A 16,404-nucleotide genomic window follows, 5' to 3' on the forward strand; every position below is an offset into this window, starting at 1 on the left:
CTAAAGACAGCATAAAAAAACCGCCCCTAAGGGCGGTCGAAGTGCACGTTTTATTAACGTCAGGAGCTTCAGGCCGCCCCTCTAGCCAGGAAACTAATACCCTTTGAGCTGATCGATATATTCCGGTAAGAACAAAGAGATCTGAGGCACATAGGTAATTAACATCAAGAATCCTAAAAGCAAACACAACCATGGCAAGCAGGCTTTGATTACCCAAATCATATTTTGTCCGGTAATCCCTGCGGTCACGAAGAGATTGAGCCCCACAGGTGGCGTTAACATACCGATCTCCATATTCACCACCATAATGATCCCTAAATGGATCGGATCGATGCCAAGCTGCATTGCAATCGGGAACAAAATAGGTGCCATGATCAGAAGAATCGCTGATGGCTCCATGAAGTTACCGGCAATCAACAGCAGGATATTCATGACAATCAGGAAGCCCCATGCCGGTAAACCCCATTCCATGATCGCACTGGCAATCGTATGGGGAATACGTTCTGTCGTTAACACATGGGCAAACAGCATCGCATTGGCGATGATAAACAACAGCATCATGGACACTTTGGATGCATCCAGAATGACTTTGCGTACCTCAGGATCAAAAACAGACTTCGGCAACGCCACCAGCATTTGGAACAGGTTACGCACGGATGCCGCCGCAACACCTTCACCTTCATGCTTCCACGGCATACCCTTCATAGGTCCAATATCGCGATAGCCCATAACAGCAATGAAGTAGCCGTATACAGCAGCCACGGCAGCCGCTTCAGTAGGAGAAGCCACACCGCCATAGATGGAGCCAAGTACAATAATGATCAGCATCAAGCCGCCGAGCGCAATCACGCCAGATTTAGCAAGTGCCTTAAATCCCGGGAACGGCTGCGATGGCAGCCCTTTGATACGCGCAACGATATAGATGGCGATCATCAGGATGAAGCCCATCATCAGGCCAGGTATGAAACCTGCCATAAACATACGTGAAGCTGAAACCTCAGTGGCAGCCGCATAAACCAGCATAACGATAGACGGCGGGATCAAGATCCCCAAAGTGCCTGCATTAGCGATAACGCCTGCTGCAAATGACTGCGGATACCCAGAGCGAACCATGCCTGCAATACAAATCGTACCAATCGCCGCAACCGTTGCCGGCGAAGAACCAGAAACCGCAGCAAACAACATGCAGGCCATCACCGATGCCATGGCCAGACCGCCACGAATGTGGCCAACCGAATCCACTGCAAAGTTGATCAAGCGTTTAGCAACTCCCCCTGTTGAGAGAAAGGCGGAAGACAAAATAAAGAAAGGGATCGCGAGCAAGGTATAATGCTCTGACGTCGCCTCGAATAACTTCAGCGCAATCGATGCTAATGAATCGTTAGAAAATAGAAGAATCGTAGTCACTGATGACAAACCGAGTGCAACGGCAATTGGCATCCCAATCAGCATACAACCAAAGAGTGTGATAAAGAGTACGGCAATCGTCATTACTTACCCTCCTTAGTGTTTTTGTTAATAGAGGGCTCATCGCCTAAAGCGGTCTCTTGTAGCTCTTTGGCAAGCTCCATAGACTCTTCAGCTTCATCCGCGAAATGAAAACCATCTGCTTCGCCTTTAACCACTTTCCAGCCAAGTTGTAGGAAGCGGAAAATTAACAGGACAAAGCCAATCACCAAGATACTCATGGGTATCCACTTAGGCACGGGCAGATCTTCCAGTTCAATGCCAATCATCTTCATCTTGCTTAAGTAGATCCAAGATCCATACAAAAACAATCCGCAGTAAACCAAGCACAATGCAATCGCAACCAGTGTAAAGAAGCGATGTGTGCCTGGCGGCATCATTTTCACAAAGACATCTACACCAATGTGCGCACCAACCTTGACGCCATAAGAAGCACCAAACAGGACAAACCAAGCAGCCAATAGCAGCGTAACTTCCTGCGCCCAGTGAATTCCTGCGTTAAATCCGAAGCGTGCTATCACTTCTGCGAACACCAATAACGTCATTGAGACAAGGAGAAGGGAAAGGAATCCCTCCTCGAATTGCGATACCACTCTTTTAATCATCATGACCCCCACCTATTCTTGTTATCGAGAGACAACATCTACAGGGCAGCCCACCTTCACACTAGGTGACACTCTCCTCTAGAAGATGAAGGGAGATAACCTCGGTCATCTCCCTTCATTCAACGCTTAGTTATTAGCCGCTTCCGCCGCTTTAATCAGGTCAGCGCCAATCTCATCTTCAAACTTTTTCCAAACAGGTTTCATTGCTTCAACCCACTGCTGGCGCTCTTCTGCTGTTAACGTCAGAACTTCCGAACGCTTAGAGTCGATAATCAACTGCTTATCAGAGTCACCTTTTTGTGCAGCGATGCCGTTACCGTAAACAATAGCGTCGTTTAAGGCTTTTTGGATCTCCGTACGCAGGTCATCGTCTAAAGACATCCAAAACTCAGTTGACGTAACCACCAAATAATCTAAAACACCGTGATTAGTCTCTGTGATGTAAGGTTGAACCTCGAAGAATTTTTTAGAGTAGATGTTTGACCATGTGTTTTCCTGGCCATCGATTGCCTGAGTTTGCAGTAGTGTAAAGACCTCAGAGAATGGCTTTTTCAGTGGAACAGCATCCACCGCTTCAAACTGCGCCTGCAATACATCCGAAGTCATAATGCGGAACTTTTTACCTGAAGCATCTGAGGGTACTTTAAGAGGATTACTTGCTGACATCTGCTTCATACCGTTATGAAGATAGCCTAAACCAATCAACCCTTTTTTCTTTAATGAACTTAGGAGTTTTTGTCCGTCAGGACCTTGCTGGAATTTTTCTACAGCTTCCATATCCTTAAATAAGAAAGGTAAGTCAAAGATCTGTAATGATTTCGTGTACTTCTGGAATTTGGAGAGTGAAGGCGCTGCCATCTGTACATCACCCAGCAACATAGCCTCCAGTACTTTGTTGTCACCGAACAACTGAGAGTTAGGGAAGACGCTCACTTCGACTTTACCAGCCAAACGCTCGTCGACCAGCTCTTTAAACTTGATCGCCATTTGTCCTTTTGGCGTATTTTCAGCAACTACGTGGGAAAACTTGATTTCTACCGGTGCGGCAACGGCAGCTTGTGCACCCAAGGCTAGAGCTATTGAGGTAACTGCAGCAGTTAATAAACGCATGACGCTTCTCCTGTTTTTGGACTTATTCTGTTTTTTGCGTTTTATCGCCAAGCATCTTTAGAGACTTAACGATCCATTAAAGTTATTGCACACTTCAAGCCAGAATATTTTTCTACAACCAAAACAAAGAGATATAAAAATCACCAATCTAATAGGTAGGCATATTGGGGGTATACCCACCCATACGGCACTGCAAAAAGTGGTGGAAAACCGCACATTTATTTTTCAATAATTTTGACTATGCTTACCTAAAGCTCGGTTTGTTGATCTACGTACGTGACAAACTGTTAAAGAGTCGTTACATTTTGCCGACAAATTATTAAGCTATTGTTCAGAATGCAAGGATCTAGGAGCCAGTGTGAACTCAACCAAAGGAATGTCTATTCAGACAAAAATCAACTTGTCGCTGGTTGTCGTTTTTTTGATTGTGCTCGTCAGCAGTCTCAGCGCTATCTATCGCAGCGAAACCAACCTCAGTATGGAGGTCGCCAAAAAAACCACCTTGGCAACCGCTGATTCCTACTTCGACAGTATCAATATCCTGATGTTAAGCGGTGCTATGTCGAATCGTGCTACGTTACAAAGCAAAATCGTAGCCAATGAGGATCTTACCGAGGCAAGAATCATTCGTGGTGACGCCGTAAGCTCCGTGTATGGCCCAGGCTCTCAAGATTCGGGGATTCAGGATGATTTTGATCGTCGCGCAATGCAAGGCGAACATATCGTCGAAGAGATAAACGATGATAAAGGACACCGGCTCGTCGTTGTCACGCCAATGAAGGCCCTCAGTGATTACAAAGGCACCAACTGTTTACTATGTCACCAGGTACCAGAAGGTGATGTCATCGGTGCAGTACGTGTGACTTATTCATTTGAGAGTCTGGATAATACCGTTGCCAGTAATATTACCTCTGTTGCCTTGGTAGAACTCGGCCTGTTTGTGGTAGGTATTATTGTTATCAGCCTTCTTCTGCGCCGTATTGTCATCTCTCCCATCAATCACTTAAATGACACGATCCATACGATTCAAAGAGATGCCGATCTAAATCAGCGAATTGAAGTCAACTCTAATGATGAAATTGGCCGTATGTCTCAGGCATTCAACTCGATGCTGGAGCATCTACATGACAGCATGAAGCAAGTCAGCAGTACCGTTCTAAGGCTGGGATCATCGAGTAAGCAGATTAATAGCATTGCCGATATGGCGGCACAAGCGGTACACAATCAGCAAGTGCAAACCAGCTCTGTAGCCTCCGCGATGGAGCAGATGGAAGCGGCAACACGCAGCGTTGAGAACAATGCTGAGAATACAGTCTCCGCCTCCGATCTTGCACTGAGTGAAAGCGATAAAGGCACAAAAATTACTCAAGATGCATTAAGTGCTATCGAGAAACTGAAAGAAAATATGGTTCAAGCGACTAGCGCCATTCAGCAACTAAATGACCAAAGCCAAAATGTCGGCACCGTTCTTGAAGTTATTCAAAAAATAGCTGAGCAGACCAACCTTCTAGCCCTCAATGCTGCGATTGAAGCCGCAAGAGCGGGTGAGCAAGGCCGTGGATTTGCCGTGGTTGCCGACGAAGTTAGAACGCTGGCCAGCCGCACTCATAACTCAACAGAAGAGATCAATAACATTATTGCTAAGCTTCAATCGGATGCTGAGGGGGCTGTGGTTATTATGCAGGCTGCGATGCAAAGCGCTGAAGACGGAGTGGTTAGTGTTCAGAAAACATCAGACGCGCTTGTGAATATCGCCGAAGAGGTACGCGTCATTAATGACATGAACCACCAAGTTGCCAGCGCTATTCGTGAGCAGACTCAAATGGCCTCAAGCGTTGAAGAAAGTGTTATGGATATTAGCCAAAGCGCAAATCGAACCGCGGACAGGGCCGGGCAGCTAAACTCTGTTTCCGCTGAGCTTGGCTCATTAGCCCAAGAGCTAGAGAAGCTGGTAAGTCGCTTTAAACTTTAAGCTTACACATGCATAAAAAGGCCTCTAAGAGGCCTTTTTTCGTTAAGGCTTATAATCGTTTTTATCTAAGCCATACTTCTTCATTTTGTCGTAGAGTGTCTTACGCGGTAGCCCTAAACTCACTAGCGTATCTTTGATTGAGCCGCCATGACGTGATAACTCCGCTTGCAACAGCATTTTTTCAAACCGCTCCACTTGCTCAGGCAAAGTCATTTTTCCAGCTTCAGCATTTTCTGTAATTGGGCGGTTATCAAAATCGAACGTACAGCTCTCACCCAACAGCACATAACGCTCTGCCAAATTCCTTAGCTCTCTAACATTACCTGGCCAGTCATGGGTTACAAGGCTGTGCATACGCTCTGCACTTAAGGGCAGCACCTCACGACCATAAAGTGCAGAGGCAAGGATTGCAAAATGTTGAAATAATAGGGGAATATCATCTAATCGCTCTCTTAACGGAGGCACTTCAATACGTACCACATTCAACCGATAATAGAGATCTTCTCGGAAATCTCCCCGCTCTGCTTGGCTTTTCAGGTCGACCTTACTGGCAGCCACCACTCTGATATCCAGCGGAATCAGCTGATTAGACCCCAAACGTTCAATCGTTCTATCTTCCAACACCCGCAGCAATTTGACTTGCAGAGCCAACGGCATACTTTCTATCTCATCAAGAAACAGCGTGCCGCCGTTAGCGTGCTCGAATTTACCGATACGCTGTGATTTTGCATCCGTGAAGGCACCTTTTTCATGACCAAAAAGCTCGCTTTCAATCAGACTCTCGGGCACAGCACCACAATTAATCGCTACAAAGTTCTTATCCCTTCGCCGACTATGTTCATGGATATACCGCGCCAAAAGATCTTTCCCTGAGCCAGTTTCGGCTAATATCAAAATATCCGCTGGCGTATCTGCCACGGTATGAACCAGCCGTCTGAGCTGTTGAATATTAGGCGTATTTCCGATGATACGAGGGCCCGGCGCACTTTGCGCTTCCAGATCCAACTTAAGGCGACGGTTTTCAATGGTTAAGGCGCGCTTTTCTACCGCTCTTCGCACAATATCCAACAGCAAATCTGTTGAGAAAGGCTTTTCGATAAAGTCATAGGCCCCATCACGCATTGCCCCAACAGCCATTGAGATATCGCCGTGACCCGTAATCAATATAACAGGAAGGTCGGGATCTATGACTTGTACGCGTTTCAGCAACGCCAAGCCATCCATCCCGGGCATATTGATATCTGAAACCAATACCCCACTCCATTCATCATTAATCAGTTCCAGCGCTTTCTCTGCACTATCAAGCGCGATGACATCATACCCGGCCAACTCCAGCGTTTGCCCTGCAGACAAGCGAATATGCTTCTCATCGTCAACAAGAAGAATCGAGGGTGTTGGGTTCAATTCTAAAGACTGCATACGGATTCCATTTAGAGGCTGGTAAGCTGCTGATTAAAGTTTCGGTGAGGGTCGGTAGGTAACGCCAGTTTAAACACAGCGCCTCCCTCTGGGTGGTTTGTCACACTGAGCTCCCCTTGTAGGCTTTCTACGATTCGATAGGAGATAGACAAGCCCAAACCAAGCCCCTGCCCTGCGCTTTTTGTTGTATAAAAAGGCTCAAAAACTCGCGATAACTCCTCTTCGGGGATACCCGGACCATAATCTCGGATCCACAGTACTTGCCGTCTCTGCTCACAGCTTAGCGAGATATCAATCGTTTTAACCTGCTGGTTCTCCATGGCCTGTATCGCATTGCCAATAAGATTCACCAGCACCTGTTCGATACGCACAATATCACCTAAAACATAGCAATGTTCCAGATTTTGCGGCCAATGTATTGCAACATGTTCCTTACTTAAACGCCCATACATAATGGACATCGCTCCATCCCTGACCGATTTCATGCACACCGATTCAAGCTGCCCGCTGGTTTTACGGGAAAACTCCTTAAGCGGGTGGATAATTTTTGCCATTCGCTCAGTTAAAGAGCCGATCTCGCTAAGATTGGTTTCAACAGGGTCGAGTCGTCCCATCTTGAGGAACTGTTTTGCGTTGTCTGCGTAAGCACGGATAGCTGTTAAAGGTTGGTTTAGCTCATGGTTGATACCCGCTGACATCTGCCCCAGTACGGCCAGTTTTGCTGTTTGAATCAACTCATTCTGGGTACCTTTGTGCAGGTTCATCTCCTCGCGAAGCTTTTCATTCGCCAAAGTCAGATCCTGAGTGCGCTTTTCAACACGACTCTCTAACTCGGCCTGCGCACGTTGTAGCGCCTGTTCATATTCTTTGCGCTGGGTAATATCATGAATCGTAACAATAAAGTGCAGTGCACCCTGGCGCGGCATCTTACCAATAGTGACTTCAATCGGAAAATAACTACCATTCTCTCGCTTCCCCGATGCCTCCACCATTAGGTCTTGGGTAATAAGATTTCCCTGAACTAAGTGCTCCCAACAAATAGGACGATCAGTCTGGGACAATAGCAAGCTAAAGTATTGCCCTTTGAGCTGCTCCTCCCGATAGCCAAACAACTTTTCTGCTGTTCGATTAAAGGACTCTATACGCCCTTCTTTATCTAGGGTAATTAAACCTGCTTGCGTGTTATCAATAATTGCTCGAATACGCCCTTCGTTCTCCTCCAACGATTGCAACTCACGCGCTTTAAAGCGCTGTCTTTCCTTAACAATGCGCCGTCTGGTTACAATCACCATCATTAACAGGACAAGGGCAATATAAATAAACGCAGCTAACATCACCGCATTCAAAACCTGTCGCTGGACGGGCTTCATACTTGCCAGAATGGAAACATTCAGACCGGCACCTTCTACAGCGGTAGTTTGCAAAAGATATTCAGCCGCATTAACGCTATCCAATGCACTCTTCGCGTCAATTGCGCCTTCAATCAACGTAATCAGCTCCGCGCCATGTGATAATTGCTGCTTTTTTATCATATCCAGAGAGGTCAGCGGATTATCCCCGTAGCGCAAGCTCGAAACGATACGCTGCATATCCGACTCAGATAACGGGGATAGGGTTCGAAACTTCCAATCTTGACGGGTCGAAATAAAAATCACACCATCCTCATCCGTGACCAGAATATCGGTAGCCTCATCATTCCAGTCCTGTTCAATCTCATTAAGATCAATCTTAACCACAACAACACCAATAATTTCGCCACGATGCTTTACTGGGTAGGAGAAGAAGTAGCCACGTTTGAGAGAGGTCGTCCCTAATGCAAAATAACGCCCTGTCCTCCCTTGCATAGCATCTTGATAATAGGGCCTGAAGCTAAAGTCCCTCCCTACAAATGACAATTCATCCGCCCAGTTACTAGCCGAAATAGTTTTACCAAGGGCATTCATCAAGTAAGTATCCGAAGCGCCAATCACTTCATTAACCTGCTCAAGGTAGAGATTTGCCCTCATGCTACCGTCATGGCTACGATCATAAATGAGCGCATTTACTAACTCAGAGTGTGTTGAAAGTAGACGGGGTAAATCTTTATAGCGATCCAGCTTTTGTTGCAGGCTGAGCATGTAACGATTCATATCGGCCAAGCTCTTTTGCTGAAGATGCTCCATCGCTTGTTGGCGGCTCAAGTGAGCCACTTGCACCAACAGCAATATAAAAACCACCAGCAGCGCCAAGGCTATATAAGGCCGATAGGAGGAAAAATACTTAGCCAGAGTCTGACACCCCTCAAAGCAATTAATACATGAAGCTGACATCAGCTACTGATATGATTCTATACGATTCGACGGTTCTCGACACGTTGAGAGCCAGGCATCTATCGTCAACCTATACAGATTGAGAGTCTCTCTATGCTAAAACGGACCAAAATTGTAGCAACACTAGGCCCATCCACCGACAAAGCAGGCATTCTCGAAGAGCTGATTCGATCGGGGGTCAACGTGGTTCGTCTTAACTTCTCTCATGGAAGTGCCGATGATCACCGCCGCAGGGCCAAAGAAGTGAAAGAGACCGCTCGCCGTTTAGGTAAAGTAGTTGCCGTATTGGGAGATCTGCAAGGCCCAAAAATTCGTATTGCCAAATTCCAGAACGATAAGATCGAGCTTAAAGCCGGTGAGCTGTTCACACTGGATAGCGACCTTAGCAGCACCGCAGGTGACCAACATCAAGTTGGCTTGGACTATAAGGCATTACCGCAAGATTGTCAGACGGGTGATGTATTGTTGCTTGATGATGGCCGCATGCAATTAAAAGTCCTCAGCGTCGAAGGCACACGGGTTAACACAGAAGTGTTGTTAAATGGCCCTTTATCCAACAATAAAGGGATCAACAAGCAAGGTGGCGGCCTCTCAGCAGCAGCACTGACGGATAAAGATAAACGCGATATCCTAGTAGCTGCCGAGCTAGATATGGATTACGTCGCCGTCTCATTCCCTCGTTCAGCCGCAGATTTAGAAGAAGCGCGTCATCTACTTCAGGAAGCCGGCAGTCGTGCAGAAATTATCGCCAAGATAGAGAGAGCAGAAACGGTTGCAACCGATGAAGCACTAGACTCACTCATTCTTGCAAGCGATGGCGTCATGGTTGCACGCGGAGACTTAGGCGTCGAAATCGGCGATGCCGAACTGATTGGCGTACAGAAAAAAATCATCAATCGGGCACGTGAGTTGAGCCGCACGGTTATCACGGCTACTCAGATGATGGAAACCATGATTAAAAGCCCTATGCCTACCCGCGCCGAGGTGTTCGATGTCGCTAACGCCATTCTTGATGGCACCGACGCCGTGATGCTTTCTGCAGAAACCGCCGCAGGTGATTTCCCTGTAGAAGTGGTTCGCTCCATGTCAGACATTTGCCGGGGCGCAGAAAAGCATCAATCAGCCAAACCTACCGTTACCAGCATTACCCGACGAGGTGAGCGCATCGATGAAACCATCGCTCGCTCTGCCATGTATACGGCGAATCATCTCGTGGGCGTAAAAGCGATTATCTGTTTGACTGAATCGGGTTCCACACCTCGCTGGATGTCACGCATTCGCTCAGGGTTACCCATTTATGCCCTAACCCGACATGACCGTACCATGCGACGTATGGCTCTATATCGCGGCGTTGAAGCCATGTTTTTTGACGCGACAACGCTAGAAGACAACCGCTTAAATGACGAAGTCATCGCGGGTTTAAAGGCCAAAGAGCTGCTTGAAAGCGGCGACCTTGTCATTCTGACACGAGGTGCCAATATTGGTGAACATGGCGGCACAAACTCTATGCAGGTACTACAAGTACCTTAATCTGACCACGACTATCTTTGCATAAGTAAGGAGGCTACGGCCTCCTTTGTTTTTCGGAAACGACTATGACTATCGCAACACACATCGCCCAAGAATTAAACGTACATCCTCGCCAAATCAGCGCTGCCATTGACCTACTTGATAATGGCGATACTGTGCCTTTCATTGCGCGCTATCGTAAAGAGGTCACTGGAGCGCTAGACGATAGTCAGCTGCGTACTTTGGCACAACGGTTAACCTACTTGCGTGAGATAGATAGCCGCCGCCAAGTCATCCTGAAAAGCATACAAGAGCAAGGCAAACTAACCCCCGACCTTGAAAAGGCGATAAGCGAAGCGGATACAAAAGTCCGCCTTGAGGATCTTTACCTTCCTTTTCGCCCCAAACGCCGTACCAAAGCACAAATTGCCAGAGAAGCGGGCTTACAACCTTTAGCGGACCAACTACTTAAGGCCAATACAGCACCTGACACGCTAGCGGCATCGTTTATCGACCCGAACAAAGGCATTGATGATAGCCACAGTGCATTAGAAGGCGCTCGACATATCCTGATAGAGCAGTTCTCAGAGCAGGCTGACCTCATCGAGTCCCTACGCATGTGGTTGTGGCAGGAGGGGAACTTAGTTTCCACCGTTGTGAAGGGAAAGGCATCTGACGACAGTAAGTTTCGTGACTACTTCCAACATGAAGAACCGATAAAAAAAATGCCTTCTCACCGAGCTTTAGCTGTTTTTCGTGGACAAAATGAAGGCGAACTTAAACTTCACTTGATGCCACAAAACCCTGATAGCCACGAAGCGGTACAGCGTATTTCCCACTTCAACCAGCTTTCCCAAGGGCACTCACCCGCCGCGCAATGGCTGCAACAAACAGCACAGGAGTGCTGGAAACAGAAGCTGCACAAACAGCTCGAATCCGATCTATTAAAACGTTTACGGGAAGAAGCTGAGCAAGAAGCCATTAAAGTCTTTGCACGAAACCTCAAAGATCTGCTACTTGCCGCTCCTGCAGGGGCCAAAGTCACGATTGGATTAGACCCGGGTTTACGTACCGGTACAAAGGTTGCCGTGGTCGATGCGACAGGCAAGTTATTGGATTACTGTACGCTCTATCCTCATGCACCTCATAAGCGCTGGGACGAGGCAATCCACCAACTGGCCTTGCTAGCCAAAAAGCACAAGGTCTCTTTAATCAGTATTGGTAATGGCACAGCTTCGCGTGAAACGGAGCAGCTGGCTAAAGCACTGATCAAACAACACACTGAGCTTGCGCTCACCGCCGTGATGGTGAGCGAAGCAGGTGCCTCCGTCTATTCGGCGTCACAGCTTGCCAGTGAAGAGTTCCCAGACCTTGATGTCACCATCCGCGGCGCCGTATCTATCGCTCGTCGTCTGCAAGACCCCTTGGCTGAGCTTGTAAAGATCGATCCAAAAGCGATTGGCGTAGGTCAATATCAACACGATGTAGATCAAAAATCCCTTGCCGAATCCCTACAAAATGTAGTCGAAGATTGTGTGAATCATGTCGGTGTTGATTTAAACAGTGCGTCCTGCGAGCTACTGACTCAAGTAGCTGGCCTGAACCGCACAACCGCTCAAAACATCGTCACCTATCGAGACGAGCACGGCTCTTTCAATAATCGAAAGCAGCTCATCAAAGTGCCGCGATTAGGCGCGAAGGCGTTTGAACAATGCGCAGCATTTTTACGTATTCGTCATGGCACACAGCCACTCGACAACTCTGCCGTACACCCTGAATCCTATCCATTGGTTGAGCAGATGGCCGCAGCACTTAACTGCAAAACCTCTGCTCTCATCGGCAACAGTGCGCTCATTCAACAACTTCAAGCTGAGCAGTTCATGAGCGATCAGTTTGGTAGTTACACGGTTAAAGATGTGATTGCAGAGCTGGAAAAGCCCGGTCGTGACCCACGCCCTGAATTTCAAACCGCCCAGTTTGCCGAAGGCGTAGAAACACTCAATGATCTACACGAAGGGATACAACTTGAAGGCGTGGTCACTAATGTCACCAATTTTGGCGCTTTCGTTGATATAGGCGTCCATCAAGATGGGTTGGTGCATATCTCTCAGCTAGCTGATCAATTTGTCAAAGATCCACATCAGATCGTTAAGGCAGGGGATATCGTTCAGGTTCGCGTGGTTGAAGTCGATACGGCTCGACGCCGTATAGCCTTGAGCATGAAAAGCCAAACCGGCCAGCAAGCTCCACGACCTAAAGCGCAACCCCATAATAAGCCTACAGGCAGTCTAACCGCGGGGCTTAAAGCCGCCGGATTTAAAATCAAATAATGCAACGCTCTGTTTCAGTGCCGCTTTTACATCACTCTGGTCTATAATGTCGCATCATGTTTTTACTCTAGAAGGAATCAGTTTTGGCATCCGTTCTCAAACAACAGCTTAACCAACTGGTTTCCAGTGGCAACCATCAGCTTCTCAAAGGCGCTCTTCACGGCATAGAAAAAGAAGGACTTCGCGTCTCGCCAAGAGGAGAGCTCGCCCAGACGGATCATCCCATCGGTCTTGGCTCGGCACTCACCAACGGGCATATCACGACGGACTACTCTGAGTCATTATTGGAGTTTATAACACCGGTCTTTGAACGCCCCGAAGATGCCCTTTCTTACTTAACTGATCTGCATCGTTTTAGCTACCAGCACCTCGGAGAGGAGCTGGTTTGGGGCGGCAGTATGCCTTGCCATATCCATGATGCGGCATCAATACCGATCGCACGCTACGGTAGTTCCAATGTTGGCCAACTGAAACATATCTATCGCGTGGGGCTGGAACATCGTTATGGAAAGATGATGCAAACCATCGCCGGTATCCATTACAACTTTTCCCTGCCTGATGACTTCTGGGCTGCATTACAAGCACAACAAGGCGATACGGGCTCACTGCAAGCGTTTAGGTCGGCTTCTTATTTTCGTTTAATCCGTAACTTCCGCCGACATTCATGGCTGCTTCTTTACCTATTTGGCGCATCCCCAGCGCTATGCGACTCCTTTTTAGAAGGTAAGCCTCACAACCTTGAACATCTTCATGATCATACGCTGTATCTTCCTTATGCAACCTCACTGCGTATGAGCGACCTAGGCTACTCCAACAAAGCGCAATCGACTCTGAACATCTGCTTTAATCACTTAAATACTTATACTCACTCACTCCACAGAGCGATTCATACCTCTTATCCGGCTTATGAAAAGCTAGGGGTTAAAGTTTACGGGCAATACCGCCAACTCAACACCAACATTTTGCAGATAGAAAATGAGTACTACAGCGATATACGTCCAAAACGGGTGACAAAGTCGGGTGAAAAGCCGCTTCATGCATTACAGCAACGAGGTGTTGAGTATATTGAAGTCCGCAATACCGATATTAATCCATTTATGCCTATCGGGATCGATGCTGAGCAAGCGCGCTTTTTAGATGCTTTTCTCATTAGCTGCCTGTTGGTCAGTGATGAAGAGATCAGTGACCAAGAGTGCGAACTTATCAGTGATAACATGGAAAAAGTCATCACGCGCGGTCGAGAGCCAGGTATTACACTGGAAACCGCATCAGGGGAGATGTTACTCAGAGACGCAGGCAACGAAGTACTTAGCTGGATTACAGAAACCGCCGAGGTGCTAGATCTGCTACACGGTACTCAGGACTACAAAAAAGCGATAGGCAGTCAACAGAGCAAACTGGATGACGTTTCAAAAACACCGTCGGCTCAAGTGCTTAAAGCATTGATGGATACGGGGCTCAATCATACGCAATGGTTAGTGCAAAAAAGCATGGAGCACCGTCAATCCATCACCGCATCAGAGCTTGCCCCTCAGGCCCAAATCGCTTTCAGCCAACAGGTAGAAGACTCTCTCGCGGCCCAAGCGGCGATCGAAGCCAACGACAACCTCGACTTCGACCACTACTTGCAAAACTACCTAGAGAGCTAAACGCGTTACTGAACAACAAAACTGGTGAAGAAGAGGTCATTAACCATCGCCTCACCCTCTTCTTCTACCAACAACTTTTGCACCAGCTGCAATCCTTTTTTCGCCAGCGTCTGCTGCGCTTCTACCGTAGCAACATCCGCATCGGTCTGCGCACTCAAAAGAAATACCAGATCATTACGAATATGTGGCATGTGGTGATTGACCGCATGGTGAGCATCTTCAGTTCCAACCTGAATAGTGATTTCACACTTTAGGAAACGCGTTTTCCCCGGCCCACCAAAATTCGCAATAAACGGTTTAAGCTCAATATACCCAACATAATCATCTTTGGGCTTTTCTTCATCCGCAGCTACCGCAAACGGCAACCAACAGCTAATTAACAAAACTCCAATAAAACGTAAAAACACCATTCGAGCGCTCCCTATGCGACAAATCAAGTTTCCCTAAGTATAACCATCGTTTTAGCCTTCGTCAGGCGATCTTTCTTGCACCTTAAACATCCTTAGGATTAGTATTAAAGCAGAGATAGATAATTAAGGATCCACTTATGCTGGAAAAATGCCAAACCTCCCTAGAACGCTGGGGTGGGGTCAACGAAATTATTGATAACTGGCTGGAGCATCGCCGCACACTGATTAGCCAATTTGTTGCGCTGCCTGGCGTTAATGTCAATACACTGGATGACCACCTATCTACTTTTTGCACAACGATGATGGATTACCTCTCGTCAGGTCATTTTGAGGTTTATGAACAACTACTTCGAGAAGGTAGCGAGTTTAACGATGGCAGCCTCGAAAAAGCGCAACAGATTTTCCCTAAAATTCAGCCGACAACCGATGCCGCTTTGGATTTTAATGATGATTATGCAACATTCGCATCTCCAACCGTGCAACAGATTCGTGAATTCTCCTTCCAGCTGTCAAAGCTCGGGGAAGTATTAGAGGAGCGCTTTGCTCTGGAAGATCAGCTAATAGAGATTTTACATACCGCCCACAAGGATATGATTCTGGAAAACGCTTGATGAGGAAAGGTACGCTTCGACTAGCGGGTTTATCCATTTTGGCGATGCTACTCAGCGGTTGCGATAGTGCAAACAAACCAGCTGCTTGGCATCAGTACGCCACACTGGGCACCTACAGTGCCGACATCTCTTCAGATGGCCAGTATGCTGTAATTGGGTCACAAGAAGAGGGGGGTAGCCTTTGGGATATCCAGAAAAATGCCCGCCTGTTCGACTGGAACCACAAAGCTGGGGAGCGCTCTATTATTGCAGAATCTGGCTTCTCCCCAGAAGCAAAGTTTGCAGTCACCGCGAATCAGCAAGACTTGGTACTATGGCATACGGATACTGGGCAGGCTGAATGGTTCTGGAGTTCACCGGGTGAGATTTTGGATCTGGATATTGCACCTGAGGGCGACTATGCCTTGCTTGGGCTAGGCAATCATGAAGCGGTCTACTTTGATATTAAAAATGGCGGTGTTCGACAAACACTAAGGCACGAAGGCCGTGTGAGAAGCGTTTCTTTAAGCCAAGATACACTAACCGCAGTAACTGGCTCAGATGATTACACAACAACCCTATGGGATATGCGTAGTGGCAAGCCGCTACAACAGATTACACTCAATAACATCATTGATGTTGTCGCACTTGCTCCCAACGCCCATGTTGCCTTTAGCGCAAGCAATCTAGATCAAGCGATTTTATGGGATACACGTACAGGAGAAGTGATACATACGCTATCAGGTAGCGATGGGTTTTTCCCCAAGCGTGTCAGCTTTGTAGCCGCACGTTTTTCGGCAAACAATGAACAGCTGTTAACCGGAACAGCCTCAGGCTTAATCCAGCTTTGGGATGTATCAAGCGGCTCCGAATTAAAACGCTGGCGCGCTCATAAAAAAGACCCTTATGGCCCGACCAGCACCAGTATTTACGCGGTTGGCTTCGGCAATGGCGAATACTATGCCGCAGGCTCAAACGGTATTATGAATATCCTAAAATAGAAAATGGCCGCATTAGCGGCCATTTTCATCTTA

12 protein-coding genes are annotated in these 16,404 nt (G+C 47.4%); 6 read left to right on the forward strand and 6 right to left on the reverse strand.

Features of this window, described 5'->3' with window-relative positions; translation table 11 throughout:
- Positions 1 to 93: 93 nt before the first annotated feature.
- From F0U83_RS16190 to F0U83_RS16200, 3 genes are all read right to left on the reverse strand, one after another.
- On the reverse strand, positions 94 to 1,491 hold the full coding sequence (locus tag F0U83_RS16190) for a TRAP transporter large permease (RefSeq protein ID WP_138988056.1): 1,398 nt from the start codon (positions 1,489 to 1,491) through the stop codon (positions 94 to 96).
- A complete protein-coding gene (locus F0U83_RS16195) occupies positions 1,491 to 2,075 on the reverse strand; it encodes a TRAP transporter small permease (protein ID WP_246077805.1) in 585 nt (194 codons plus the stop codon). Before F0U83_RS16195 ends, F0U83_RS16190 begins: the two co-directional genes overlap by 1 nt.
- Before the next feature lie 123 nt (positions 2,076 to 2,198).
- Positions 2,199 to 3,182 carry a TRAP transporter substrate-binding protein gene (locus F0U83_RS16200; protein WP_138988055.1) on the reverse strand — a complete coding sequence of 328 codons (984 nt, stop codon included), beginning with the start codon at positions 3,180 to 3,182 and terminating at the stop codon, positions 2,199 to 2,201.
- A gap of 358 nt (positions 3,183 to 3,540) precedes the next feature.
- Here F0U83_RS16200 and F0U83_RS16205 point away from each other — a divergent pair, with 358 nt between their 5' ends.
- Positions 3,541 to 5,154: a methyl-accepting chemotaxis protein gene (locus F0U83_RS16205; protein ID WP_138988054.1), complete on the forward strand. Its 1,614-nt coding sequence runs from the start codon at positions 3,541 to 3,543 to the stop codon at positions 5,152 to 5,154.
- A 42-nt stretch (positions 5,155 to 5,196) separates the two neighbouring features.
- Here F0U83_RS16205 and F0U83_RS16210 read toward each other — a convergent pair whose 3' ends face one another.
- Both F0U83_RS16210 and F0U83_RS16215 read right to left on the reverse strand, forming a co-directional pair.
- Positions 5,197 to 6,573, reverse strand: a complete 1,377-nt coding sequence (locus F0U83_RS16210) for a sigma-54-dependent transcriptional regulator (RefSeq protein WP_138988053.1) — start codon at positions 6,571 to 6,573, stop codon at positions 5,197 to 5,199.
- Between the two features lie 11 nt (positions 6,574 to 6,584).
- Positions 6,585 to 8,789, reverse strand: a complete 2,205-nt coding sequence (locus F0U83_RS16215; RefSeq protein WP_249042190.1) for an ATP-binding protein — start codon at positions 8,787 to 8,789, stop codon at positions 6,585 to 6,587.
- Positions 8,790 to 8,975: 186 nt separating this feature from the next.
- Here F0U83_RS16215 and pyk point away from each other — a divergent pair, with 186 nt between their 5' ends.
- The 3 genes from pyk to gshA all read left to right on the forward strand — a co-directional run bounded on the left by pyk (position 8,976) and on the right by gshA (position 14,370).
- A complete protein-coding gene (pyk, locus tag F0U83_RS16220; RefSeq protein WP_138988051.1) occupies positions 8,976 to 10,412 on the forward strand; it encodes a pyruvate kinase in 1,437 nt (478 codons plus the stop codon).
- Between the two features lie 65 nt (positions 10,413 to 10,477).
- Complete coding sequence (locus F0U83_RS16225) at positions 10,478 to 12,721, forward strand: Tex family protein (RefSeq protein ID WP_138988050.1); 2,244 nt, start codon at positions 10,478 to 10,480, stop codon at positions 12,719 to 12,721.
- A gap of 83 nt (positions 12,722 to 12,804) precedes the next feature.
- Positions 12,805 to 14,370 carry a glutamate--cysteine ligase gene (gshA, locus tag F0U83_RS16230; RefSeq protein ID WP_138988049.1) on the forward strand — a complete coding sequence of 522 codons (1,566 nt, stop codon included), beginning with the start codon at positions 12,805 to 12,807 and terminating at the stop codon, positions 14,368 to 14,370.
- Between the two features lie 5 nt (positions 14,371 to 14,375).
- Here gshA and F0U83_RS16235 read toward each other — a convergent pair whose 3' ends face one another.
- Entirely contained in the window at positions 14,376 to 14,780 is a 405-nt protein-coding gene (locus tag F0U83_RS16235) for a flagellar basal body-associated FliL family protein (protein ID WP_138988048.1), read from the reverse strand.
- Positions 14,781 to 14,917: 137 nt separating this feature from the next.
- Here F0U83_RS16235 and rsd point away from each other — a divergent pair, with 137 nt between their 5' ends.
- Positions 14,918 to 15,391, forward strand: a complete 474-nt coding sequence (gene rsd / locus F0U83_RS16240) for a sigma D regulator (RefSeq protein WP_138988047.1) — start codon at positions 14,918 to 14,920, stop codon at positions 15,389 to 15,391.
- A complete protein-coding gene (locus tag F0U83_RS16245) occupies positions 15,391 to 16,371 on the forward strand; it encodes a WD40 repeat domain-containing protein (protein WP_138988046.1) in 981 nt (326 codons plus the stop codon). Before rsd ends, F0U83_RS16245 begins: the two co-directional genes overlap by 1 nt.
- Positions 16,372 to 16,404: the final 33 nt, after the last annotated feature.

The organism is Neptunomonas concharum, from assembly GCF_008630635.1.
Lineage (GTDB): Bacteria > Pseudomonadota > Gammaproteobacteria > Pseudomonadales > Balneatricaceae > Neptunomonas > Neptunomonas concharum.

Bases quoted from the DNA above. Each gene is read 5' to 3' on its own strand.
- F0U83_RS16210 (WP_138988053.1), bottom strand. From the start codon at position 6,573: ATGCAGTCTTTAGAATTGAACCCAACACCCTCGATTCTTCTTGTTGAC.
- F0U83_RS16245 (WP_138988046.1), top strand. From the start codon at position 15,391: ATGAGGAAAGGTACGCTTCGACTAGCGGGTTTATCCATTTTGGCGATG.
- rsd (WP_138988047.1), top strand. From the start codon at position 14,918: ATGCTGGAAAAATGCCAAACCTCCCTAGAACGCTGGGGTGGGGTCAAC.
- pyk (WP_138988051.1), top strand. From the start codon at position 8,976: ATGCTAAAACGGACCAAAATTGTAGCAACACTAGGCCCATCCACCGAC.
- F0U83_RS16225 (WP_138988050.1), top strand. From the start codon at position 10,478: ATGACTATCGCAACACACATCGCCCAAGAATTAAACGTACATCCTCGC.
- F0U83_RS16195 (WP_246077805.1), bottom strand. From the start codon at position 2,075: ATGATGATTAAAAGAGTGGTATCGCAATTCGAGGAGGGATTCCTTTCC.
- F0U83_RS16190 (WP_138988056.1), bottom strand. From the start codon at position 1,491: ATGACGATTGCCGTACTCTTTATCACACTCTTTGGTTGTATGCTGATT.
- F0U83_RS16235 (WP_138988048.1), bottom strand. From the start codon at position 14,780: ATGGTGTTTTTACGTTTTATTGGAGTTTTGTTAATTAGCTGTTGGTTG.
- F0U83_RS16200 (WP_138988055.1), bottom strand. From the start codon at position 3,182: ATGCGTTTATTAACTGCTGCAGTTACCTCAATAGCTCTAGCCTTGGGT.